This is a genomic window from Microbacterium sp. Y355 (assembly GCF_059445345.1).
Window position 1 is genome coordinate 589,369 of sequence record NZ_JCAIUD010000001.1, and the last position, 22,986, is coordinate 612,354.

20 protein-coding genes and 1 pseudogene are annotated in these 22,986 nt (G+C 61.9%); 13 read left to right on the forward strand and 8 right to left on the reverse strand.

Translation table 11 applies throughout. The annotated features are described in order from the left end of the window. Positions 1-55 precede the first annotated feature (55 nt). Entirely contained in the window at positions 56-1,504 is a 1,449-nt protein-coding gene (pyk, locus tag AC1C2O_RS02945; RefSeq protein ID WP_495428958.1) for a pyruvate kinase, read from the forward strand. A 122-nt stretch (positions 1,505-1,626) separates the two neighbouring features. Here pyk and AC1C2O_RS02950 read toward each other — a convergent pair whose 3' ends face one another. Beyond that, the gene (locus tag AC1C2O_RS02950; protein WP_495428959.1) at positions 1,627-2,448 is read right to left on the reverse strand and encodes a DUF1206 domain-containing protein; all 822 of its coding nucleotides are present in this window, start codon (positions 2,446-2,448) and stop codon (positions 1,627-1,629) included. A 473-nt stretch (positions 2,449-2,921) separates the two neighbouring features. Here AC1C2O_RS02950 and AC1C2O_RS02955 point away from each other — a divergent pair, with 473 nt between their 5' ends. Together AC1C2O_RS02955 and AC1C2O_RS02960 are read left to right on the forward strand one after the other, a co-directional pair. Next, positions 2,922-5,282 carry a phosphoketolase family protein gene (locus tag AC1C2O_RS02955; RefSeq protein WP_495428960.1) on the forward strand — a complete coding sequence of 787 codons (2,361 nt, stop codon included), beginning with the start codon at positions 2,922-2,924 and terminating at the stop codon, positions 5,280-5,282. Between the two features lie 142 nt (positions 5,283-5,424). After that, positions 5,425-6,672 carry a metal-dependent hydrolase family protein gene (locus tag AC1C2O_RS02960; RefSeq protein WP_495428961.1) on the forward strand — a complete coding sequence of 416 codons (1,248 nt, stop codon included), beginning with the start codon at positions 5,425-5,427 and terminating at the stop codon, positions 6,670-6,672. 149 nt (positions 6,673-6,821) lie between these two features. On the opposite strand, the gene AC1C2O_RS02965 is transcribed toward AC1C2O_RS02960, so the two are convergent. After that, positions 6,822-7,997 carry an alcohol dehydrogenase catalytic domain-containing protein gene (locus AC1C2O_RS02965; protein WP_495428962.1) on the reverse strand — a complete coding sequence of 392 codons (1,176 nt, stop codon included), beginning with the start codon at positions 7,995-7,997 and terminating at the stop codon, positions 6,822-6,824. 99 nt (positions 7,998-8,096) lie between these two features. Between AC1C2O_RS02965 and AC1C2O_RS02970 the strand changes: the two genes are divergently transcribed. Together AC1C2O_RS02970 and AC1C2O_RS02975 are read left to right on the forward strand one after the other, a co-directional pair. After that, positions 8,097-8,522, forward strand: coding sequence for a hypothetical protein (locus AC1C2O_RS02970; protein WP_495428963.1), 426 nt, complete (start codon positions 8,097-8,099; stop codon positions 8,520-8,522). A gap of 504 nt (positions 8,523-9,026) precedes the next feature. Further along, positions 9,027-9,574: pseudogene (locus AC1C2O_RS02975) on the forward strand (type 1 glutamine amidotransferase domain-containing protein). 110 nt (positions 9,575-9,684) lie between these two features. Here the strand turns inward: AC1C2O_RS02975 and AC1C2O_RS02980 are convergent. The 5 genes from AC1C2O_RS02980 to AC1C2O_RS03000 all read right to left on the reverse strand — a co-directional run bounded on the left by AC1C2O_RS02980 (position 9,685) and on the right by AC1C2O_RS03000 (position 13,288). Beyond that, the gene (locus AC1C2O_RS02980) at positions 9,685-9,954 is read right to left on the reverse strand and encodes a hypothetical protein (RefSeq protein ID WP_495428964.1); all 270 of its coding nucleotides are present in this window, start codon (positions 9,952-9,954) and stop codon (positions 9,685-9,687) included. Further along, positions 9,951-10,835, reverse strand: a complete 885-nt coding sequence (locus tag AC1C2O_RS02985; protein WP_495431658.1) for an SDR family oxidoreductase — start codon at positions 10,833-10,835, stop codon at positions 9,951-9,953. Before AC1C2O_RS02985 ends, AC1C2O_RS02980 begins: the two co-directional genes overlap by 4 nt. A gap of 99 nt (positions 10,836-10,934) precedes the next feature. Continuing rightward, complete coding sequence (locus AC1C2O_RS02990) at positions 10,935-11,993, reverse strand: FUSC family protein (RefSeq protein ID WP_495428965.1); 1,059 nt, start codon at positions 11,991-11,993, stop codon at positions 10,935-10,937. A 500-nt stretch (positions 11,994-12,493) separates the two neighbouring features. Next, positions 12,494-13,108 carry a flavodoxin family protein gene (locus AC1C2O_RS02995; protein WP_495428966.1) on the reverse strand — a complete coding sequence of 205 codons (615 nt, stop codon included), beginning with the start codon at positions 13,106-13,108 and terminating at the stop codon, positions 12,494-12,496. 15 nt (positions 13,109-13,123) lie between these two features. Further along, positions 13,124-13,288, reverse strand: a complete 165-nt coding sequence (locus tag AC1C2O_RS03000; protein ID WP_495428967.1) for a hypothetical protein — start codon at positions 13,286-13,288, stop codon at positions 13,124-13,126. 251 nt (positions 13,289-13,539) lie between these two features. Here AC1C2O_RS03000 and AC1C2O_RS03005 point away from each other — a divergent pair, with 251 nt between their 5' ends. The 6 genes from AC1C2O_RS03005 (at position 13,540) to surE (ending at position 19,202) form a co-directional block, all read left to right on the forward strand. After that, positions 13,540-14,538, forward strand: a complete 999-nt coding sequence (locus AC1C2O_RS03005) for a DNA topoisomerase IB (protein ID WP_495428968.1) — start codon at positions 13,540-13,542, stop codon at positions 14,536-14,538. 98 nt (positions 14,539-14,636) lie between these two features. Further along, complete coding sequence (locus AC1C2O_RS03010; protein WP_495428969.1) at positions 14,637-15,959, forward strand: APC family permease; 1,323 nt, start codon at positions 14,637-14,639, stop codon at positions 15,957-15,959. Beyond that, positions 15,952-16,437 carry a GNAT family N-acetyltransferase gene (locus AC1C2O_RS03015; protein ID WP_495428970.1) on the forward strand — a complete coding sequence of 162 codons (486 nt, stop codon included), beginning with the start codon at positions 15,952-15,954 and terminating at the stop codon, positions 16,435-16,437. Before AC1C2O_RS03010 ends, AC1C2O_RS03015 begins: the two co-directional genes overlap by 8 nt. A 504-nt stretch (positions 16,438-16,941) precedes the next feature. Beyond that, entirely contained in the window at positions 16,942-17,259 is a 318-nt protein-coding gene (locus tag AC1C2O_RS03020; protein ID WP_495428971.1) for a DUF7882 family protein, read from the forward strand. Positions 17,260-17,388: 129 nt separating this feature from the next. After that, the gene (locus AC1C2O_RS03025; RefSeq protein WP_495428972.1) at positions 17,389-18,387 is read left to right on the forward strand and encodes a PfkB family carbohydrate kinase; all 999 of its coding nucleotides are present in this window, start codon (positions 17,389-17,391) and stop codon (positions 18,385-18,387) included. Then, positions 18,384-19,202, forward strand: coding sequence for a 5'/3'-nucleotidase SurE (gene surE / locus AC1C2O_RS03030; protein WP_495428973.1), 819 nt, complete (start codon positions 18,384-18,386; stop codon positions 19,200-19,202). The genes AC1C2O_RS03025 and surE overlap by 4 nt, the downstream gene beginning before the upstream one ends. Here the strand turns inward: surE and AC1C2O_RS03035 are convergent. Beyond that, the gene (locus AC1C2O_RS03035) at positions 19,127-19,474 is read right to left on the reverse strand and encodes a DUF7882 family protein (RefSeq protein WP_495428974.1); all 348 of its coding nucleotides are present in this window, start codon (positions 19,472-19,474) and stop codon (positions 19,127-19,129) included. The two genes, surE and AC1C2O_RS03035, sit on opposite strands and share 76 nt — an antisense overlap. Positions 19,475-19,679: 205 nt before the next feature. Between AC1C2O_RS03035 and AC1C2O_RS03040 the strand changes: the two genes are divergently transcribed. Beyond that, on the forward strand, positions 19,680-20,471 hold the full coding sequence (locus tag AC1C2O_RS03040; RefSeq protein WP_495428975.1) for an ABC transporter ATP-binding protein: 792 nt from the start codon (positions 19,680-19,682) through the stop codon (positions 20,469-20,471). Continuing rightward, positions 20,465-22,969, forward strand: a complete 2,505-nt coding sequence (locus AC1C2O_RS03045) for an FtsX-like permease family protein (protein WP_495428976.1) — start codon at positions 20,465-20,467, stop codon at positions 22,967-22,969. Before AC1C2O_RS03040 ends, AC1C2O_RS03045 begins: the two co-directional genes overlap by 7 nt. Positions 22,970-22,986: the final 17 nt, after the last annotated feature.

The following is a 22,986-nucleotide window of genomic DNA, read 5'->3' on the forward strand; positions in this document are numbered from 1 at the left end:
TGGCAGAGGCAACGTCGCCAGTTCTGTTTCCCCCACTCTTACCCTGGAGAATTAGTTGAGACGCGCGAAAATTGTCGCCACGCTGGGCCCGGCCACTTCGAGTTACGAGAACGTTCGAGCCATCATCGAAGCGGGAGTTGATGTCGCCCGGCTGAACCTCAGCCACGGTGACTACTCGGTCCATGACGCGAACTACGCAAACGTTCGCCGTGCAGCTGATGACGCAGGCAAGCCCGTTGCTGTGCTCGTCGACCTGCAGGGCCCGAAGATCCGCCTCGGCAAGTTCGAGGACGGCCCGTACGAGCTCGCCAAAGGTGACATCTTCAAGATCACCACGGAAGACATCATCGGAAACCGCGAGATCTGCGGCACAACCTTCAAGGGCCTGCCCCAGGATGTGAACCCGGGTGATTTCCTGCTCATCGATGACGGCAAGGTCCGCGTCGAGGTCGTCGAGACCGACGGCACCGTCGTCACCACCCGTGTGATCGTCGCCGGCGCTGTGTCGAACAACAAGGGCATCAACCTGCCTGGCGTCGCAGTCAATGTCCCTGCGCTGAGCCAGAAGGACGAAGACGATCTTCGTTGGGGGCTGCGCATCGGCGCCGATCTCATCGCGCTGTCGTTCGTGCGTGACGCGTCGGATATCACTCGAGTGCACGAGATCATGGCGGAAGAGGGCGTCAAGGTCCCCGTCATTGCCAAGATCGAGAAGCCCCAGGCTGTCGAAGCGCTGGAAGGCATCGTCGACGCATTCGACGCCATCATGGTCGCCCGTGGCGACCTCGGCGTCGAGCTGCCTCTGGAGGCGGTTCCGATCGTCCAGAAGCGCGCCGTTGAGCTTGCTCGCCAGAACGCCAAGCCGGTGATCGTGGCGACGCAGATGCTCGAATCGATGATCTCCAGCCCGGTGCCGACCCGTGCAGAGACCTCAGATGTCGCGAACGCCGTGCTCGATGGCGCCGATGCAGTGATGCTTTCCGGTGAGACGAGCGTGGGCGAGTACCCGGTCGTCGTCGTGGAGACGATGGCACGCATCATCGCGTCGACAGAGGAGCACGGTTTGGAGCGCATCGCGCCGCTCACGAACAAGCCACGCACTCAGGGAGGGGCAATCACCCTCGCGGCTCTTGAAGTTGCCGAGTTCGTCGATGCGAAGTTCCTCTGCGTATTCACCCAGTCCGGTGATTCTGCGCGGCGTCTGTCGCGGCTTCGCTCGCGCATTCCGATGCTCGCGTTCACGCCGGAGCCGGGCATCCTTCGTCGTATGGCGCTGACCTGGGGCATCCGCCCGTACCTGGTAGATGTCGTTGCGCACACCGACCTGATGTTCATGCAGGTGGATGAGCACCTGCTGAAGAACGGCCTGGCCAAGGAAGGGGACAAGGTCGTCGTGATCTCCGGTTCCCCTCCCGGAATCGTCGGCTCCACGAACGACATCCGCGTCCACAAGGTCGGGGATGCTGTGAACGGTGCAGCGCCGATCTACAAGGCTGGCGCCTGACAGTAGTCATTTGATGGGGCGGGGCTTCGGCTCCGCCCCATCGTCGTACCCCGCGGCGCGGCGATGGGTGCCGGGGAGAGACTGCCTGAGCCCCGATTGGCAACGCTCGCTGCGCGCGTTGGCTACAAACGGGCGAAACGCGCGCGAAAGAAGCAGAACACGCCGTATGCGATAAAGCCGACACCAACCAGCCCAACAAGAAGCGGGCCATAGGCGACGCTAAGAAGAGCTTGGATAGCCCCGTCGAGCCCGCCTGCAGTGGATGCGTCAACTTCCGCCGCAGCAACGACCATGAGGAGTCCGACGATGGTCAGCGCTACGCCCTTAGCAATGAACCCGAATACTCCGAGCATCGTCACAACGGTGCCCACAGGATTCGACGGTATCGATAGCTTCTTCTTGAAGCTGCGCAGCGCGCCCATCACCACGAATGAAACGCCGCCGATGCCAATCCCCACACCGAGGAGCCCGAGTATGACCGGACCCCCTGGTAGCGACAGCACGCCTCGGCTGGCTGACTCCGCGGATTCCTCGCTGTTGACGCGTGCACCGAGCGCGACAGCACCGGCGAGTATGCCCAGCACAATGAATATGAGCGACTGACCCCACTCTGAGATGCGGCGACCCCATTTCTTGGCTGAGCCCTTGGCATCGCCATCCGGATCCCGCGCGAGGACACCTTCGAGAGCGTGCCATATCCCGAGCGCGCACAGTGCGACTGCCAGCGCCCAGAGAGCGATAAACCCGAGCGGTGCTGACGCGATCGCCATGAATGCACCCGACTGATCGCTCTCGCCTTGTCCGCCGAAGGCGATGACAATGACGATGACACCGATCAGCAGGTGCACGACACCATTCGCGGCATAGCCAACACGCGCCAGAATACGCAAGGCGGTGCTTGACTCCGCCTTACGTGCAGCTCGCTTCGGTGCGGCAGTCCCCATGCGCTTAGGCTACCGTTGCGGCTGGCCAGACTCTAGTTCCGTGACCCTACGTAGCTGGTTTCCCCATGGTCGCGCGTCCTGAGTTGGTGAGGTCCGAGCCAGCATGCGCACACCAGGATACCTGAGGTCAAGGCCCACTGCGGAGAGCGCTGACAGACGTAGGCTCGGCGGTCGGGACACCGCGAAGGAGCTCAGGACACCGCGAAGGAGCTGAAGATGACCGAACCGCGTACACCTGGGACTACGCATGCAGAATGGGGAGCGGGTAACCCGCGTCTGCTGATTTCGCGGGATGAGAACCGATCCGAGCATCGCATCACGACGGACCAACCGCCTCAACCCGAACGGCCCGATTATCGAGGAGAGTCCGATACCGACGCTCGCAACGTCGAGATGCGCGACGGGTAATAGTTTCGGTCCTTCCGACGCGAAACGAGACTCGACGCACCTGACGCACAAGGGAGGAATGGAACATGGCTGTGAATGGCGAGGCGCTTGACCGGATTGACCGCTGGTGGCGGGCAGCGAACTACCTGAGTGTCGGGCAAATCTATCTGCAGGAGAACCCGACGCTCGCGCGTTCGCTGTCCGCCGAAGATGTGAAGCCCCGACTGCTGGGCCACTTCGGGACGGTACCGGGACTCAACCTTGTCTACGCGCACCTGAACCGCGTCATAGTCGAGCGGGACAAGCCAGTGCTCTTGATCGCCGGCCCCGGGCACGGTGGCCCTGCGATGAACGCGAATGCCTGGCTCGACGGCACGTACTCGGAGCTTTACCCCGAGGTGTCACGGGATGCCGCCGGGATGCGAGAGCTCTTCCACCAGTTCTCGTATCCCGGTGGAGTACCGAGTCACACCGCGCCGGAGACTCCTGGATCCATCCAGGAAGGCGGTGAACTCGGATACTCCCTCGTGCACGCGTATGGCGCCGCGCTTGACGACCCGGACCTCACCGTAGTGTGCGTCGTCGGGGACGGAGAGGCGGAGACAGGTCCGCTGGCCGCGGCGTGGCACGGCAATAAGTTCCTAGATCCAAGACGCGACGGCATCGTGCTTCCGATCCTGCATCTCAACGGCTGGAAGATCGCGAACCCGACGCTGCTCGCACGAATCCCAGAGCAGGAGCTGGCTGCATTGATGACCGGATACGGCTACGATCCGATCTTCGTCACGATCACCGCGTCGGAAGCTCGTGACGCGGCCCATGCGCGATTCGCCGCCGCACTGGATCGCGCATTTGACGGCATCGACAAAGTGCGCGCCGCGGGGGTCGACGGCGTCCGCCGGCCGTGGCCGATGATCGTGCTCCGCTCGCCCAAAGGATGGAGCGGCCCTGATGAAGTTGACGGGCAGCCCGTCGAGGGGACGTGGCGCTCCCATCAGGTGCCCCTCAGCGACGTGCGGAACGACGAGGGACACCGGCGGATGCTGGAGAGGTGGTTGCATTCATACCGACCGGCGGAATTGTTCGATGACGCCGGATCACCGCATGACTTAACTTCCGGTTGGGGGCCACGCGGAGCACGCCGGATGAGCGCGACCCCGCAGGCAAACGGCGGCACGGTCCGACGGAGACTGGACCTACCCGGTCTCGATGACCACGCCGTTAGGGTCGAATCTCCCGGCAGTTTCGAGGCGGGTGCGACCGAAGTCCTCGGCGGTTGGTTCGCCGAGGTCATCGCTCGCAACCCGGAGACGTTCCGCATTTTCAGCCCCGACGAACTTGAATCCAACCGACTCGCGCCTGCGGTGTTCGAGGCGACCGACAAGCAGTGGAATGCCAGCATTGAACCGGTGGATGAGCATCTCGCGCCGCACGGACGGGTGATGGAGGTGCTTAGCGAGCACCTGTGCCAGGGGTGGCTGGAAGGCTATACGCTCACCGGACGGCACGGCGTCTTCACCTCATACGAGGCGTTCATCCACGTCGTGGACTCAATGTTCAACCAGCACGCGAAGTGGCTGGAAGCATGCGCGGGGGTCCCCTGGCGCGAGCCGCTGCCCTCGTTCACATACCTGCTGTCCAGCCACGTGTGGCAGCAGGATCACAACGGCTTCACGCACCAGGATCCCGGGTTCATCGATCTTGTGCTGAACAAGAGCGTTGAGAACATAGGTGTGTATTTGCCGTTCGATGCGAACACGCTGCTGGTCACCATGGCGCAGTGTCTTGATGTCACCGACCGCATCAACGTGGTCATTGCAGGCAAGAAGCTCGCGCCGCAGTGGCTGAACCTTGACGAGGCTCGCGAGCACGTTCGGCGTGGGATCGGAGAGCTATCGTGGGCCGGGACCGTGCGAGCGAACGAGACTCCCGACGTCGTACTTGCCGCAGCCGGTGACGTTCCCACACAGGAAATTGTTGCCGCCGCCGAACTCGTACGTAATGGCATCCCGGCTTTGAAGATTCGTGTTGTCAATGTCGTCGACCTTGCTACGCTGCAGTCGCCGGATCAGCACCCGGCGGGGCTGGACGATGCCTCCTTTGACGATCTCTTCACGACCGACCGCCCGGTCGTGTTCGCCTATCACGGCTACCCATCGCTGATTCACCGACTCGCATATAAGCGGAACGGACACCAGAACCTGCACGTGCACGGATATCGGGAGCGCGGCACCACCACGACCCCGTTCGACATGCTCATGCTCAACGATATGGACCGCTATCGGCTCGCGATTGACACGATTGATCGAGTGCCTGGGCTGGCCGAAGCCGCTGCGGATGTTCGCGCCGCGCTCGTGCGTGCACGCGAGGACGCACGTCGCCACACTCGCGAGCACGGAGTCGACATCCCCGTCGTCGCGGACTGGACATTCACCGCGGGAAGCTAGCGCGTGGTCAGTTCACGGGGTGAGCAGTTGTGCTAGGTGCGCACCAGGTCGCTCAGCTCTCGCTACGTATTCTTCTGCAAAGAAACAGTACAGTCAGTTTGAAGTGAGACACGATTCATGACGCTCTGAGGGGAAGTTCTCAATGACAACCACCATCTTGCACAACGCGCAGCTGATTGACGGCACCGGTAGTGACCCGATCGCTGACGCCGTTGTCATCGTTGAGGACGGCAAGATCGCGTGGGCGGGTGCGTCTGGGGATGCACCGAAAGTGGATGCGTCCAAGAATCCGGTGAAGGTCGACCTGGGTGGGAACACGATTACCCCCGGCTTCTTCGACGTGCACGTGCACCTTTCGCTCCCCGGTCCGAAGGGCGGCTCGAACGCGCTGATGCAGGAGGGGATCGTTCCGCCGTCGTTCCGCTATTTCGAGATCGCAATGCGCCTGGAGAAGACTCTTGCCGCGGGTGTGACCACGGTGCGCGATTTGATGGGCACTGACACAGGTGTGCGTATGGCCACGCAGTACGGTCTGGTCAAGGGGCCACGCCTGCTGGTGGCCGACAAGATGCTCAGTCAGACCGGTGGCCATGCCGACTGGCACGTCGCTTCTGGTCTCGACGGGACGACGTTCGTCGGCGGCGAGCTGGTCGATTCTGTCGATGAGGCGCGCAAGGCCGCCCGCAAACTTCTGCGTTCGCATGTGGACGTCATCAAGATCGCCTCCAGCGGTGGTGTCACCTCGATGAACGATGACCCGACGTGGGTGGGCTTCCGCACCGAGATGGTCGCGGCGGTTGTTGAGGAGGGCAAGAACTATGGTGGTGTGCCGGTTGCAGCGCACGCCATCGGTTATGGCGGGATCAAGGCCGCGGTCGAGGGCGGCGTACACAGCATCGAGCACGGGTACGAGCTCGACGACGAGCTACGTGAGCAGATGGTCGCCAATGGCCAGTTCCTGGTGCCGACCCTTCTGGAGACCATTCACCCTGATACCGCCACTCCGCAGGCCGCGGCGAAGAGCGAGAAGTGGCACGCGATGGCGCACGAGTCGATACGTGCCTCGGTCGCCGGCGGTGTCAAGATCGCCGTTGGCACCGACGCTGGCCTTGTGCCCGACCACGGTGAGAACCTCGGGGAGCTGCCGCTGCTGGTGCAGTACGGCGGCATGACCCCAATGCAGGCGATCGTCGCTGGCACGAAAACGTCGGCTGAGTGCTGTCGCGTCGACCACATCCTCGGCACGATCGAGGCGGGCAAGCTCGCCGATATCGTCGTGATCGCCGGCGACCCGCTGAAGGACATCTCCGCGGTCGCCGACAACGACAAGATCCTCCTGGTCATGAAGGAAGGCCACCCCGCCGTCAACCGCGGCGGCTTCAAGTTCTGACGTCGAACACGCACGATGCCCCTCCGCCCACTTGGCGAGTTGAAGCAGTGTCTGCCCCCCCAACATTGCGTGCACCACCTCCGGCCGGTGCACCATTCTCGAACCAGACCGAACGTTTGACGGCGGCTACGCCATGCAATTCCGACACATCAAGGATGCAGGACGACTTTGATGCATCCGTCCTCCTTGCGCTGGAAAGTGCCATAAAGGTCCGGCGCCTCATCCAGGGGTGCGTGATGTGTGGCGAGGTCGAGCACGCCCAGCGGGTCCGCTGGGTCCTCGACAAGAGGGAGCAACGTATCAACCCAATGTTTGACATTGCATTGGCCCATGCGCAGGCCGATCTGCTTATCGAACATCGTTTTCATCGGCAGGATGTCGGCATCACCCGCATAGACGCCGCTAAGGGAGACTGTCCCGCCCCGACGCACGAGATCGATCGATGCATATACGGCAGATAGTCGATCGATGCCTGCTTTGTCCAGCAGTCCTCGGGCGACGGCATCCGGCAACACACCTATCGCTCGCTGAATGAACTCGACGCCTCCGGCACCGTGTGCTTCCAGCCCGACCGCATCGACGACGGAGTCGGCACCGCGCCCATCAGTGATATCGCGCAGCTCTTCGATGACGGTGTCAGTCAGGTCGTAGGTGAGCACGCCGTGCCGCTCTGCCATCACACGGCGCTCGGGAACAGGATCCACCGCGAGCACACGATAACCGCGGTGAATCCCGATGCGTGAGACGAACTGGCCCACCGGCCCGAGCCCCATCACCGCAAGCGTGCCGCTGTCGGGCACGCGGGCGTACTCGACGGCCTGCCATGCCGTGGGGAGAATGTCGCTGAGGTAGAGGTACCGATCGTCGGGAAGATCTGTCCCGACACGGATGTGGTTGTAATCGGCGAGGGGCACTCGGAGATATTCCGCCTGGCCGCCAGGGACCTGGCCATACAACTTCGTGTATCCGAACAGAGCCGCACCGCTGCCGTAGTCGCGCACCTGGGTCGTTTCGCACTGTGACTGCAGGCCGCGTCGACACATGAAGCAGTGTCCGCAGGAAATATTGAAGGGAATCACGACGCGATCACCGACCGCCAGCTGCGTGACATCTGCTCCGACCTCCACCACGGTCCCCATGGGTTCATGCCCGAGGATGTCGCCACGGTCGATGAATGGGCCCAGTAGTTCGTACAGATGCAAGTCCGAACCGCAAATCGCCGACGAGGTCACTTTGACTATTGCGTCCGTCGGAAGCTCAATGCTGGGGTCGTCCACCTCCTCTACGGTGACTTTCCGTTTGCCTTGCCAGGTGAGTGCCTTCATTTCCTACCCCATCTCGTCACGTGCGACTCTCGTGCGTTATGGCGGAGAGTCCTACCGGGTTGACAAGTCGTAAGTCGCAGGGATCAACGCCTCGTGCGGGTGATCGACACTGTCAACGGCGGTCAGCCTCGACGATATGCCAATGTGATGAACCACGTTCCCTCCGAAGCCGAGATCGAACGCGCCCTCGATGACTCTTGTGGTGGGCTTGTTATTGACCTGTCGATATCCGAAGTCGTCAGCACTTCCGTTCAAGCTGCTCAAGACTCATTGCGCAACTCGATCCCCACGGGATTGGCGTCGCAGGACATCGAGACCGATTGCGCCGATCTTGCCGACTGTACAAAACGTGCAGTCCTGATCCGTGCGGGTGCTGCGTTATCCGAACGGCCGCACAATCCCGACGCACAACAGCATGCCGACCAGCGCCACCACGGCGATCCCCAGCAGACACGCAGCCAAGCTCCGCAGTCGTCGTACGACGGGATCGACTGTGAAGCGAATGGCGAGCATCGCGGCGAATAATACGAGCAGCACCCCGCTGGTCACCGTCGCTGCAGTCACGGCCGGGCCGCCGCTAAGGATGATCAGGGTGAGCGGGACCAGAGAGACTGCGACGAATAATGCTCCGACTACTAGCCAGATGCCGCCGGATGAAGTGCGCAGCGCCGGTTGGTTGCGCACCAAAGTCGGGTCAGAATCTGACCGATGTCGAGAAGACTCGCTCATCTCCAGCCACCCCCATCTGTACTCGACTGTCTCCAGTGCAAGACATGTTTCCGACTGTGTGGACCCGGTCGTTACAGGGTCTTTCCGATGTCGTGGTCATAGTGTCCTCCTGCATCTGATGTCATATGAGGATCCCTCCTGAACGTTGGTGCGAACAGCCCCTCGCAAAGACACGGCAGGCAGGCTATGGTTCCGCTCCGTGTTCGGATACCACGACTACTTACGATTGGCCGGCCCCTTCACCCTCCGCCCCTCGCCAGGCAGTCTCATGGTGGCCCTTTGGAATGAAAGGACGAGACGATGACTCAACTGATCGGTAAGCGCGTTGGCTTCCTCGCGACGAACGGATTCGAAGACAGCGAACTCACGAGCCCGTGGGCAGCCGTGACCGAAGCAGGAGCAACGGCCACAATGATCTCCCCGGAGGCCGACCAGATCGAGGGTAAGAAGGGGCATCTCCAAAATGTCGACCGACTTTCCGGCGAAGTTTCGGCAGATGACTTCGATGCCCTTGTACTGCCCGGCGGCGTCGTGAATGCTGACCATCTGCGCATGGACGCGGAATCAATCGCGTTCGCGCGAGAGGTCTTCGTCCAATATAAGCCGGTAGCGGTAATCTGCTACGGTGCGTGGATCCTCATCGAAGCGGGAGTTGTCGATGGTAGGAAACTGACCAGCTATCCCAGCTTGCAGACCGATCTGCGCAACGCCGGTGCTATCTGGGTAGATGAGGAGGTCGTCGTCGACCAGGGGCTGGTCTCAAGCAGGACCCCGCGGACCTGCCGGCATTCAATGCGAAGATGATTGAGGAGATCGCGGAAGGGCTCCACAGCGGACAGACGGCCTGAGCGGCGGTTGTTAACGCTCGTTGAGTTCGTCGTCGTCAAGCATCCGAATTGTGCTGCCGGCGCGATGGCGGGGCGGAATTCGTTGCCTTAGCCATGATGATTCGGTCCTTCTATCGGGAGAGAATGGGCTGGAACGCCTCGGATGCGTTCATGTCGTCGATGAGTTCGTCGAAGTTCCGGTAGTTGAGTCGTTTCGGGCATGGACTTCGTAGCCAGAGCACGTCCAGCATGCCGGACTGGTTCTTCTCGACGTATGCGACGAGGCTGGCTGCATCGTCAACGTCGCATGCGCCATCGCAGATCCTCCACGCCGTTGGATTCAATGGAACGATTTCCCAGCGGGGGAGCGATACCAGGAGGTCATCTGCTGTGAGCGTCATAGCGCTTTCCCTCCGGTAACGGGCAGAACGGCACCTGATACGTAAGAGGATTCTGTCGACGCCAGGTAGACATATGCGCCAGCCAACTCTGCTGGTTGGCCCGCTCTACCCAGCGGTGTATCGGAGCCGAAGTCTCGCAATTTGTCGGCATCCCACCCCGTGGCAGGTATCAGAGGAGTCCAAATGGGGCCTGGAGCAACAGCGTTCACACGAATACCGCTGGGCCCGGCCTCTTCGGCGAGTGCTTTGACGAAGGCGACCTGCGCTGCCTTCGTCATGGCGTAGTCGATGAGACCTGGAGATGGAGCAAAACTCTGTATAGATGCGGTGACAATGATGCTTGATCCTGGCTCGAGCGTGGGAAACGCGGCACGCGCGGTGAACAACAATGCGAGTAGGTTCGTGTCGAAGACTCGGCGGATATCCTCGGTGCGCAGGCTGGCGAAGTCGGCGACATCATGCTGGTATCCCGCGTTGAGGACGAGGATATCCAAGCCTCCCAGAGCAGCTCGTGTATCTCGCACCACGTTTGTCGCGAACTCTTCGTTGCGTAGGTCTCCCGCGATGCTTACGCCGGTACGCTCTGCTTCTCGGACCAGCTGAAGCGTCTCGTCAGCATCCGCTTGTTCTTCCGGCATGTGTGCAATGGCGACGTCTGCGCCTTCCCGAGCGAACGCAATTGCCACGGCGCGACCGATACCCGAGTCTCCGCCGGTGATCAGGGCACGTCGCCCGTTTAGACGCCCATGCCCCTCGTAGCTGGATTCTCCGTGGTCGGGAATGGGGCGCATCTGCGCCGTCTGGCCGGGCTGATCTTGCGACTGTTCCGGGAACTCGCTGTCGTAGTGCGCGTGCCGGGGATCGGTGAGGTGATCGGTCATGTACTCGCCCTTCTTGTCGTGTGAACTCGATGCCACGCCACCGTCTCTCGGGGCACATGCATCGCCAAGGGGGTTGACAGCAGGTGTCAGTTTGAACTTCTATTCAGTCAGCATCAGGATGCGGCGGAGATGCATCGCGGTCAGCACGCCAGGACCCATCACCCTGCGAGCGTTCAGCGTTTCGCTGTTGACGGTTTCAAGGAGTAGCCGGACAGCACGCGCAGCTTCCGCGCGCGCGCGATGCCTCTCGCTGGACGCTTCTTGGGGTGGTGCGATGGTGTCTGCAACGGCGAGGCATGCGGATGTCAGTGGATCGACCAGGGCGGGATCCAATGTCAGACCGCCCGGACGATCCCAGATGGTCTCTGCGAGGCAGTCGGAGATGTCGCGGATATGGTGCGCGATTCTGTCGAGCGTGTTGAGTCTTTCGTGGGTTTCTGACGAGTCTTTGCGCCCTTTCCACGCGCGCAGATTGACGCGGCGGCTGTCATCGGCTTCGTTGAGAGCGCGCTGCACGCTTTGTGCTGTTTCAGCGAGCGAATCTGCATCACGCGCCCATTCGTCATGTGCAGGTGGCCAGGATTCAGTGACTGCGTGTCCGATGTCTCGCAGGTGTGAAGCGAGTTGCTGCTGGAAGGCGTCGACGCGCGCGGTCGCATAGGCGGTGAGCGGGGCCGGAGCGATGAGCAGGTTGACCGCCAGTCCAACTACGACGCCGAGAACCATTTGGGTGAGGTATCCGAGCGAGTACGCATCTGCGTTCTGCCCACCGATGATCAGCACGAACAGCGCAGCGATTGGTATGTACTCTTGCCCGGATCCGAACCAGCCGGTACCGGACACGAGGACGCCGAGGCCAACGACAATGGGGATCGACCACCAGGTTGGTCCGACGGTGACGATTATGAGCGCTGCGAGCGCGATGCCAGTCACGAGGCCGAGAAGAGTCTGCAGGCTGGATCGCACCGAGCCCATCAGCGTCGGATACATGCTGATGAGCGCGCCGAGCGGGGCGTAGTACGGGTAGTCATCGGTGACACCAGGCAGGTGGGGTGCAATCATCCACGCCAGACCGACCGCGAGTGCCGTCTTCGCGACGAACAATAATCGGGCGGGAAGTACGGCTTCCTTTAGCGAACGAACGATACTTTCACTCAAAGTTGGCCAGGTCTCTTCGCATTCTCAATTGCAGGGGTCTGACGAGCATAGGTTCGAGGTTCCAGACTCACGACTGCCTTGACGTCGGCCTCTCTGAGCGCTAGCAGTCGTGAGGGCAGTGCATAGCGTCCGTCGCACTCGTGCTAGCTCGCCACTGGTGCGGTGTCAATGGGCATCACAATGGCTCGCCTGCTTGAGAGGGTGTCAGCTACGAAGCCCCCACGAGCGAAGGAGAAATAGGTGTCAGATCCACAGGCCACATCGGATGAGGACCGACCGGTTCCGCCCGAAGGAGAGCACGAACCGTCGACCGAAGATTTGCAAGAACCAAGCACGGAGAAAGAGCTAGAAGAAGAGCCAAAGGCACCGGAGAACAAAAATGATCCGGAGCCGAGCCATGAGGCGGTGGGAATCGGCATAATCGGTCGGCCTCAGACAGAGGCTGACGAGACGTCATAACGTTGAGTGCCAGCGAACCATCTAGCGAAACATTTCTTGTGTCACGCGGACAGGGGGTAGCCATCTCTCCGCAGCAGCCTCGCTAGGTGGATCGCGTTCATCAACGCTGTTCTTATCGACGCCGTAACAGCAGAAGGGGTCTGGTCGAGCTCTTTGTAGTCGGTCGTGTGCATTGCTTCGCCGTTCCAGTACACGCATCCCTGTGCGGGCACGGTGAAGCCCACATCATTCAGCGCCTGGTAGAAAACCCCGACGATGTGGTGAGCGCCGTCTTCGTTTCCCAAGACACCAGCGACCGCCACCTTGTCGAACAGGATAGGACGACCTTTATCGTCAGTCTCTCCCAACTCCGCGTCAAGACGTTCGAGGACCCGCTGGGCGACACTCGAATGCTGTCCCAACCACGTAGGCGTCAACAGCACCAAGATGTCTGCGCTGAGTACCTTGTCGCGTAGAGCTGGCCATTCATCGCCGTCTCCCATGTCCTTCTCCACGCCGGGGAGAAGGACATGGTCGACCGCGCGGACGTTCACACATTCGACGTCTTGTTCCGCTAGGAATGTGGCGATCTGGTCTCCGATGACCGCCGTGCTCGATGCAGCCGGGGACGGCTTCAGCGTGCAGTTAATCGTGAGGGCGGTCAGCTTCGTATCCATGATCGCGGCGTCGAGTCAGGTGCGGTTGCGTCCGCCGATGACGCGGAAGAGGAATGCGATGAGTGCGATCACAGCGACGATCAGGGCAACCCAGAGCAGCCAGTTGAGCGCGGTGTTAAGTCCACCAACAATTGCTAAGACAACCGCGATGACGATGATGATGATCAGAGTGGTATTCATGCTGTTTCTCCTTCTGAAAGCCGAGAGCGACGATGGCCGATCTCGGTACTGCATTAAGCCTGTCAGCACTTATGCAAGTAATCGCGGGGGTTGACGGCGTAGTTGGACGGTGCTATTGGTCTTCCTAGACAAGATGGAGAAACCCATGCCTGGAACACGTGGTGGAAACAGCCTCAAGGACCCGGAGCTCTATGAGGAGCTTCGCAATGACGCCGAATCGACGCTCCACGACCACTGAGAGGACGTGTTCTGTGTCGCGGCTCGTGCGGGCGAACCCTGAAGTTGACCCAGGGGTGCGGCGAGTGCGTGCGGGGAAGGGATTCCGATACCTCGATGCAAACGGCAACCTCGCCGCGAAGTCGGTCCGACGACGCATCCGTGATCTGGTGATTCCACCAGCGTGGACGGACGTCTGGATCGCGGCCGACCCGATGGCTCACATCCAGGCGGTCGGAACGGATGCCGCTGGGCGTAGACAGTACATGTACCACACGCGCTGGCGTCAACGTCAGGACCGTAACAAGTTCGCCCGCGCGCTTGCACTGGCCGAAGTACTCCCGCACGCACGGGCGCGGGTCACGATGGCATTGCGCCGCGACGGAATGAGCCGGGAACGGGCATTGGCGGTGGCGTTTCGGCTGTTGGACCAAGCAGCGCCACGCGTCGGGTCCAACCGGTATCTTTCCCGACATGGCAGCCGGGGTCTCACGACACTACGACGGCGGGACTCGTCCGTTGCAGGTACCGTGGTGACCCTCTCATTTCTGGGAAAGAGCGGAAAACGTGCGCACCTGGAGATCGACGACAGCGAACTTGCCGCGGCCATCTCCCAGCTCAGCGAAGGGCGACCCGGATCTCCACTGCTCTGGTATCAGCGCGGAAGACGAAAAGTGCCGCTCACCGCGTCCGAGGTCAACCGGCACATCCGTACGCTCACGGACGGGGCATTTACAGCCAAAGATTTTCGCACACTACGCGGCACGACACTTGCGGCTGGCGCACTCGCCCGCATCGGGGCAGTTGATACCGCGCGCGAGCGCCGACATGCCGAAAGGCTCGCTGTCGCTGCGACGGCCAACGCGCTCGGCAATACGCCGGCCGTAGCGCGTGGAAGCTACATAGATCCTCGCGTTTTCCAGAGATACGCGAAGGGCGAGCTTCTCGACCTCACCGCAAGTCCGGAGACCGCGATTCGACGGTTGCTCGACACGGGGCTCGCTAGCCAGCGTCGCAAAGGCGGCATTCGATAGCGCAGCGGTGGGCGACGGATCACCGGCGGCATCATCATAAGGACGGGGCGATTGTCAAGGGATAAGGCTGTTTGCACGTTCGGCGATATTTTTAGGCAATGACCACAGAAACTGAGTCGCCGTCCCGGCTGCGTCGCGCGATCACAGGACCAATGCTGTTCGCTTTCATCTTGGGCGACGTCCTGGGCGCTGGAATCTATGCGCTCATGGGTGTGCTGTCCGAGCAGGTAGGCGGCATGCTCTGGGCACCGCTCCTTCTGGCACTGCTACTCGCCCTACTCACGGCGGGATCATACGCCGAACTTGTCACCAAGTACCCACGAGCCGGAGGTGCGGCCGTCTTCGCGGAGCGCGCGTTTCGGAGCCGCATTGTCTCCTTCCTCATCGGCTTCAGCATGCTCGCCGCCGGAGTGGTGAGTGCAGCAGGTCTCGCAATTGCGTTCGCCGGGGACTACCTCCAGACCTTCGTCCCGATGCCGCCGACTCTCGCAGCGATGATCTTTCTCGTCGTTGTCGCCGCGCTCAACGCACGTGGCATCCGCGAGTCGATGGGCGCGAACCTTGTGATGACGGCAATCGAACTGAGCGGCCTAGTGATTGTCATCGTGGTCGTCAGTGTGTTTGTCGCCGGTGGCGGAGGTGACATCTCGCGGGTGGGTGAAACGCCAGAAGGCACAGGCGTGGGTGTCGCGGTGCTGGGGGGCGCGATCATCGCCTACTACTCGTTTGTTGGCTTCGAGACCTCCGCGAACGTCATCGAGGAGGTCAAGAATCCTTCTAGAACTTATCCGAAAGCATTGTTCGCAGCGCTTCTCACCGCGGGCGTGGTCTACGTGCTGGTGGGGCTCGCGAGCGCGGCGGCACTACCTTCCAGCGAGCTTCAGGAATCCAGCGGTCCGCTTCTCGCAGTCGTGGAGGCTACCGGCATCGGAGTACCGTCGTGGTTGTTCAGCCTCATCGCGCTCATTGCTGTCGCCAATGGTGCGTTACTCACCATGATCATGGCGAGTCGGCTGGCATACGGAATGGCAGAGCAGGGTCTTCTGCCAGACGCACTCGCACTGGTGCTCCCACGTCGAAAGACACCGTGGGTCGCGATCCTCGCCACAACCGTCGTAGCCATGCTGTTGACGCTGGTAGGCGATCTGACGACCTTGGCCGAAACTGTGGTGCTCCTCCTATTGTTCGTGTTCCTCAGCGCCAATGTGTCCGTCCTCGTCCTGCGCCGGGACCCTGTCGGGCACAAGCACTTCCGGGTGTGGACATTCGTGCCAGTCCTCGGGATAGCGTCCTGCATCCTGCTCCTGACGCAGCAGCGGGGGATAGTTTGGCTCTTCGGAGCCGCACTTCTGATCGTTGGCATAGGCCTCTACGCGCTCGCCCAATTGGGCCGACGTCGAAAGAGCGCGAACGGTGAGTAACTCGGAGATCGTGCTTTCGCGGGTGTCGCCAGAGGATGCCGGAGAGATACTCACGATCCAGCGCGCGGCATTCGTCTCAGAGGCACTAATCTATGGCACCGCCGATATGCCTCCGTTGACGCAGACCCTGGAGCAGTTGCGTGCCGAGCTCGAAGTCGCGAACGGCTGGGTGGCGCGCAAAGGTGCGCGCCTCGTTGGCGCGATTCGAGTTTCGGAAACCGATGACTTGCTGCTCGTCGGACGTATAGCCATCGCCCCCGATATGCAAGGTGCTGGGATCGGCCGAGCCCTGCTCGATGCCGCTGAACATGACTCCCACGCGCCGGAGGCTGAACTATTTACCGGAAGCCTGAGTGAGGCGAACGTGCGACTGTACGAGGAATGCGGCTACCGCGTTACGGAGCGGGTCGACCAGGGTGATGGCACCGCTCAGATCTTCATGCGCAAAACCATTGGCTCCTCACAACGCGGCGCGTAGCAAGGCCTCATGCTGCCGGTGGAAAGTGCGGAATCTCCTGAGGCCTGACAGATCGAGATACTTGTCCCTCTGCCATCGCTGCATCCAGATCGGCTAGGAGCTCCTCCATGTTGCGGTAGCGGGACCGGGTCGGACATGGACTCCGCAACCAGAGCACGTCAAGTGAGCCGGTCTCGCTACGGTCCATGTATGCGACAAGGCGTGAGGGGTCCGTCGGTTCGTGCGCACCGTCGCAGATACGCCAGGCGTTTTCTCCCAACGGGAGGACTTCCCAGGTCGTCGCGCTCGGACTGCGCGGGGATACAAGCGTCATAATGGCTTTTCCCCCGTGACGCTAGTCGTCTGGGTGGGGTTCATTGTCATTCTTATCGCCTCATTGAGTTCGTGTGAATGACACACTCGTCTATTCGCAGGCAATAGCCAAGGGGGTTGACAGCATGGATCGGCTGATCGCGACGATGCATCCGGTCTGAGTAATCCGAAAAAACCCGATACCTTTCACACATGGGCAGTATTCATTACGGCGGACTTGGTGAACCGATCCACATCGACGATCGTGCGTTAACGCACCTAAAGAAGGTGATCTCGACGAAGCTGCGTCGACAGGAGAGCTTTACGCTTTCTTGGGTGCACTCCGACGGAGATACGGAAGGACGTTCGACAATTTGGATCCACCCCTCGATTCCATTGCGGTTTGAGTTCGACGGCAGGGTAGCGCCGCAGTTGAACACGCAATGGATTGAGAGATTGATGAACACTGCGAACTCGACGGGTGGCATCATGCTTGTCGACGAGATGATCGACACCCCTGAATTGCTCTGAACTGGAGTATCACACCGGGCGGAAGCACTTCGTTGATGTGAGGTCTATCTACTCGTCCCTTCGCTGTCAACGGGGGCAGGTTCTCCCCTTCGGAATGCGACACTGGCATTCCGACGGAGAGGAATGGCCATGAGTGACGTGACGATCTTCGCGCCGTCCCCAACCCTCACCGTCACTGTCGAGGATCACCCTCAGGGTTCCGAGATCCATGTTCACGCCGGTGGGCAGGGGGTTTGGCAGGCACGGATGCTCAGGCGACTGCAGGTGTCTGTGACGATGTGCTGTGTGCTCACCGGCGAGATCGGCATGGCGTTGCAACATCTCCTCGAGGATGAAGGCATCACCGTGGTCTCGGTCGGAAGACAGGGACGAGGATCCGCGTATGTGCATGACCGGCGAGACGGAAAGCGTCTCATTGTCGCGGAAGAAGAGGGCGATCCGATTGGGCGGCACGAACTCGACGACCTGTACGGTGCGGTTCTGAACAGCAGCGCCCAAAGTCGGGTTGTCATCCTGAGCGGTCCGGCGGGGAGCACGACAGTTCCTGCTGACATGTACCGCCGCCTCGCGATCGATCTTCGCCGGGACGGATGCACTGTTATTGCCGACCTGGCAGGAGAACGGCTTCAGGCAGTTGTGGATGGCGGTGTCGATGTGCTGAAGGTCAGCCACGAAGAACTGCGAGCAGATGGCCTCATCGAGGAGGTATCCGTACACTCCCTCGCCAGGGCGATGCACACGCTTCATGAACAGGGCGCGCGCGCAGTCATCGTGACCCGCTCCTCTGAACCACTGCTGCTACTCGACGATGAGGGGCTCATCGATGTGTCGCTACCGCGTTTCGAAGAGAAGGAGACTCGCGGGGCCGGGGACTCGCTGACCGCAGGCGTTGCGGCAGGAATCGTCCGAGGAGAAAGCATCCGCGAGGCCATCGGTCTAGGCGCGGCCGCCGGAGCCCTCAACGTCACACGCCATGGGCTGGGCACCGGTGACGCTGAGTCCATCATCCGTCTGCGTGACCGGGTCAGCGTCCGTGGGCTCGCCGATGGCGGCGACGCATCGACCGATGGGAGTCGCGTGAGCCCGGACGGGCTTGCCGCATTGACCGACGTGGAGGACGCGCCATGACCCGCGTGCTCGTGACCAACGATGACGGTCTTGATGCGCCCGGCCTCCAGTCACTCGCTCGCGCTGCGCGTGGTGCAGGACTCGACGTCACTATCGCCGCTCCTGCGACGCAATCCAGCGGCTCAAGCGCGTCGATTATGGCCACAGAATCGGACGGACGTATTGCCGTCGAACGACATTCGTTCCCCGAGATGGCAGACACACCGGCGTTCGCTGTACACGGCGGGCCCGGGCTCATCGCCCTTATCGCGGCGCGCGGTGCATTCGGTGAGGCCCCGGACATTGTGCTTTCCGGGGTCAATCATGGTGCAAACGTGGGACGCGCGATCCTGCACTCCGGTACGGTCGGGGCTGCGCTGACCGGTGCGCTCAACGGTGCATGGGCGCTCGCTGTCTCGCTGGACGTCGGCATGCGTCCCGATTCCTACCATTGGGATGCCGCATCCGACGCCGTCGTAACGCTGCTGCCCACGCTCACGTCGCATCCACGTGGGACCACAATTAACGTCAACGTGCCGAATAGCCCTCACAATCGAGGCGTTCGTGAGGCGTCCCTGGCTCCGTTCGGCATCGTACAGATGGCGCTGACAAAAAGCGCCGACCGCTATGTCCGTCTAGCCGTAGAAGAACTCCCGCACGTCGCAGAAGACGGCAGTGATGCCGCGCTCCTGCACGCGGGATGGGTGACAGTGACAGGAATAGATTCCATCACGGAGGTGGCTCTATACCTGGGCGCCGATCAACGCGCAGAAGGGGCAGATTCCTCGCCCGTCGCCGGCTCGCCTCCAGCCTCGGCAGGTTCGGGAACGAGGTAAAGGCCAGTCGGTGCGTTGGCAGTGAATGCCAGCGCATCAACCCACGCGCGATTGATGGACGGCTGGCGACCGCCGTAGTACTTGTAGACGAGTGAGCTACCGGGGTGGACCCAGATTGTGGTCCGCCCGCCACCGACACTCGCATCCTCGCGCCAGCTGAACGCGAACGGCTCGCCCCGGCGAAGCTTGGCGCTGATAACGAGTTGCAGATGAGTGAGCGCCCGATCCTCAATCTCGACCTTGACGCCACCATCGTAAATGAGCTTTCCCATTGCGTGTTGACTCCTCTATGTCCTGCTCGGTCGACCGAGCATGTTCCGCCGCGTGCTGCTCTCAAGAATATCGGTGTTGTGGGAATCGCCATTGCCTGGAATACGTGAGGCACCCCTCCGGTTCAACTAATAAGCGGAGGGGTGCCTCACTTTGGGCAACGCCCGCACGGCTAGCTGATCCATACACAACAAGGGAACACACGTCATGACCAACATCGGCACCTTCGGCTCGGGCAAGGCTCAGGCGTCCACACGATCGACTACTGCGGCGGGTCAAGCCGTGCGGCTTGAGGCGGTCGTTAAGCAATACGGCACCGGCCCATCGGCAGTGAGAGCTCTGCGGGGCATCGATCTCTCCCTGGAGCGGGGAACGTTCACCGCCATCATGGGGCCGTCCGGTTCGGGAAAGAGCACATTTCTGCACACGGCGGCCGGACTCGACACTCCGACGAGTGGCTCCGTCTGGATCGGCGACACCGACATCTCACGGATGCGGGCTAACAAGCTCGCGAAGTTCCGGCGTAAGCATGTCGGGTTCGTCTTCCAGGCCTACAACCTGCTTCCGGCCCTGACAGTCGAGCAGAACGTGACCCTGCCATTGCTTTTGGCAGGCACGCGCGTGGAAAGTGACTGGCTCGACCGCATCATCCGCTCGGTCGGTCTGGAGGACCTTCGACAGCGACGACCAGCAGAGCTGTCCGGCGGTCAGCAACAACGGGTTGCGATTGCGCGTGCGTTGATCACGCGCCCGGATGCTGTCTTCGCCGACGAGCCGACGGGCGCGCTCGACTCGCGAACCGGCAGACAGGTGCTCGAGTTGCTGGCGCAGATGACACGCGAGCTGAACCAGACCGTCATCATGGTGACCCACGACCCCGCGGTCGCATCCCGCGCCGATCGCGTCATCTTTCTTGCCGACGGCGCATTCGTCGGATACGAGGACGGCGCAACTACACAGCAGATCGTCGATCGCATGACTGAATTGGGGAAATGGTGAACACCCTCATCCGGGCGGGAATCCGTCAGAACAAGGGCACGCTCATGGGCGTTTTCGTGGCGGTCCTTACCGCGACCATGCTCGCTACCGGGCTCGGTGTTCTGATCGAGTCCGGCTCACGCGGCGGGGTCGAACCCGAACGTTACGCCGCCGCCGACGTCATCGTGGGCGGAAATCAGTCGTTTGAGACCCCGGAAAATGCAACATACTCGCTTCCCGAGCGCGTGCCGCTTCCCGCCGATGGGCAGGGCGCAATTCGAACGCTTCCGGATACGGCGAGCGTCATCACGGACACGACCGTTCCACTGTCCTGGGACGGTTCGCAGATCGAAGCCCACGGTTGGAGTTCTGCGGCGCTCACCCCGTATGAGATCAGCGACGGGCACGCCCCTCGTGCAGCGAACGAGATAGTCGTTGACAGCAACCTGGCGTCGCGCACGGAACTTGGCGAGACCATCGCGCTCGCCCACGGCGGCGTTGACGGTGAGTATCGCGTCGTCGGGATCGCCGCCGCCACTTCGGGCGATCAACCCACTCGTGCCGAGCACGTGTTCCTGACGGATGCTGCGGCATCCGCTCTGGCGCCGCACGGCGGTGCGGCCGACGTCGTCGGAGTAATCGCGCGCGACGGAGTGTCGCCGAGCGATCTGGCGGATGAGATTCGCGCGCAGCTGCCTGACGCTGTCACATATACGGGGTACGAGCGCGGCGCCGCCGAGTTTCTTGACGCCGGTGCCGCCCGAGGAACACTTGTAGCGATCGGATCGTCGTTCGCCGGCACGGCCATCCTGATCGCTCTGTTTGTTGTCGCCAGCACGCTGTCGCTGTCTATCCAGCGGCGTCGGCGAGACTTCGCGTTGATGCGAGCCATCGGGTCGACACCCCTGCAGATCCATCGAATCGTCGCACAGGAAGTGCTCCTGGTCGCAGGCGCCGGCGCACTCATCGGAGTGATTCCCGGTTTCCTACTGGCCGTCGTGATGCGATTTGGCTTCGCACAGGCCGGGGTGATTCCGCAGGACTTCGCGCTCACGTTCGGCCCGATTCCGGCGCTCATCGCCGTCGTGGTCATGGTCGCGGCGTCCCAACTCGCTGCCGCGGTCGCTGCGCGGCGCCCCGCGCGCATCAACCCGATCGAAGCATTGCAGGAGGCATCTACCACGCCGTCTCGTGTGGGGCGTGGTCGCACGATCACTGGCGTAGTGCTCGGGGTCATCGGCCTGCTCGCGTCGGCCATTCCGCTGTTCGTCCCCGGTACGATCGCGGTCGCGGGGCCGGCCGCAGCCGCTATATTCCTCATCGTTGCCGTCGGCCTGCTCGGGCCACTCCTGGTGCGCGGCGCGATCACAGTATTCGGTGGGCCGCTACGGCACGTGAAATCGCCTTCAGCGTTCCTCGCAGCAACGAATGCGCGCAGCAACTCGCGTCGACTGGCTGCAGCGATCGTTCCGCTGGCTCTCGGTATCGGCCTCGGCCTCGTACAGGTCGGGACGCAGTCGATTGTCGCAGCCGAAGCAACTACACAGTCGCAGGCCGGGGTGACAGCCGACCTGATGGTTACGGGCGGAGCATCCGGACTCTCCGCGGACGCCGTAGCATCCATAGCCCAGACGTCGGGCGTCAGCGTGGCGAACCCGGTGGCACTGAGCCAGATAATCTACAGCTTCGTTCAACTCGGCGATCCAACATCCGACCAGTACCCGGTGCAGGGGATCGATCCCGCAGCAACGGCCGCAACAATGGACTTGGGCGTAGTGGCGGGCACACTCGATTCTTTGAGCGCTGCGCAAACTGTCGCGTTGAGTTCTGACGCGGCACAAGCGGCGGGCGTGGGCATCGGCGACACAATCAGCGGGCATCTCGGCGACGGAACGGAAGACACCTCGACCGTGGTTGCTATCTACACCCGAGGATTGGGCTTCGGCGATGTGACGATGGCGAATCCTGCGCTGCTCGCTCACACGACGACCGGCCTCAGTAACTATGTGCTCGTGGGCACGGATCCGGGGCAGCAGGCGCACGCGCAGGAGGCACTGGATGCGGCCGGCTTTACCGTGGTCAATCGCAGCGAGCTGCGCGCGGCGGGCGACAGCGCACGCTCTGCGAACTCGCTCGTCAACCTGATCGCGCTGGCCGTGATCCTCGGCTACATCGCCATCGCCGTGGTGAACACGCTGGTGATGGCAACGGGAGAGCGTCGGCGTGAGTTCGCGCTGATGCAGTTGGTCGGATCCACGCGCAGGCAGGTGCGGGCCATGATGCGCACCGAGTCCATGATGGTCGTGGTGCTCGCCGCAGTGCTCGGAGTACTGGTGGCCGCACCCCCGTTGATCGGGATCAGTTTCGGCATTTCGGGTCAGCTACTGCCGAGTATCTCGCCGATTGAGAGCGCGGCGATCGTCGGCTCTTTGAGCGTCATCGGCCTGATCTCGCTCGCTGTTGCGACGCGGGCTGCGATGCGCAGCGCGCCGATTACCGAGATCGGATCGCGCCAGTAGCGTCTGCCGTGACCGTG

What these genes read in the sequence shown, in the direction of transcription:
- AC1C2O_RS03000 (WP_495428967.1), bottom strand. Translation starts at nt 13,288, where the DNA reads ATGAATACCACTCTGATCATCATCATCGTCATCGCGGTTGTCTTAGCA.
- AC1C2O_RS02955 (WP_495428960.1), top strand. Translation starts at nt 2,922, where the DNA reads ATGGCTGTGAATGGCGAGGCGCTTGACCGGATTGACCGCTGGTGGCGG.
- AC1C2O_RS03045 (WP_495428976.1), top strand. Translation starts at nt 20,465, where the DNA reads ATGGTGAACACCCTCATCCGGGCGGGAATCCGTCAGAACAAGGGCACG.
- AC1C2O_RS03020 (WP_495428971.1), top strand. Translation starts at nt 16,942, where the DNA reads ATGGGCAGTATTCATTACGGCGGACTTGGTGAACCGATCCACATCGAC.
- AC1C2O_RS03040 (WP_495428975.1), top strand. Translation starts at nt 19,680, where the DNA reads ATGACCAACATCGGCACCTTCGGCTCGGGCAAGGCTCAGGCGTCCACA.
- AC1C2O_RS02980 (WP_495428964.1), bottom strand. Translation starts at nt 9,954, where the DNA reads ATGACGCTCACAGCAGATGACCTCCTGGTATCGCTCCCCCGCTGGGAA.
- AC1C2O_RS02965 (WP_495428962.1), bottom strand. Translation starts at nt 7,997, where the DNA reads ATGAAGGCACTCACCTGGCAAGGCAAACGGAAAGTCACCGTAGAGGAG.
- AC1C2O_RS02950 (WP_495428959.1), bottom strand. Translation starts at nt 2,448, where the DNA reads ATGGGGACTGCCGCACCGAAGCGAGCTGCACGTAAGGCGGAGTCAAGC.
- AC1C2O_RS03010 (WP_495428969.1), top strand. Translation starts at nt 14,637, where the DNA reads ATGACCACAGAAACTGAGTCGCCGTCCCGGCTGCGTCGCGCGATCACA.
- AC1C2O_RS03035 (WP_495428974.1), bottom strand. Translation starts at nt 19,474, where the DNA reads ATGGGAAAGCTCATTTACGATGGTGGCGTCAAGGTCGAGATTGAGGAT.
- surE (WP_495428973.1), top strand. Translation starts at nt 18,384, where the DNA reads ATGACCCGCGTGCTCGTGACCAACGATGACGGTCTTGATGCGCCCGGC.
- AC1C2O_RS02995 (WP_495428966.1), bottom strand. Translation starts at nt 13,108, where the DNA reads ATGGATACGAAGCTGACCGCCCTCACGATTAACTGCACGCTGAAGCCG.
- AC1C2O_RS02960 (WP_495428961.1), top strand. Translation starts at nt 5,425, where the DNA reads ATGACAACCACCATCTTGCACAACGCGCAGCTGATTGACGGCACCGGT.
- AC1C2O_RS03025 (WP_495428972.1), top strand. Translation starts at nt 17,389, where the DNA reads ATGAGTGACGTGACGATCTTCGCGCCGTCCCCAACCCTCACCGTCACT.
- AC1C2O_RS02985 (WP_495431658.1), bottom strand. Translation starts at nt 10,835, where the DNA reads ATGACCGATCACCTCACCGATCCCCGGCACGCGCACTACGACAGCGAG.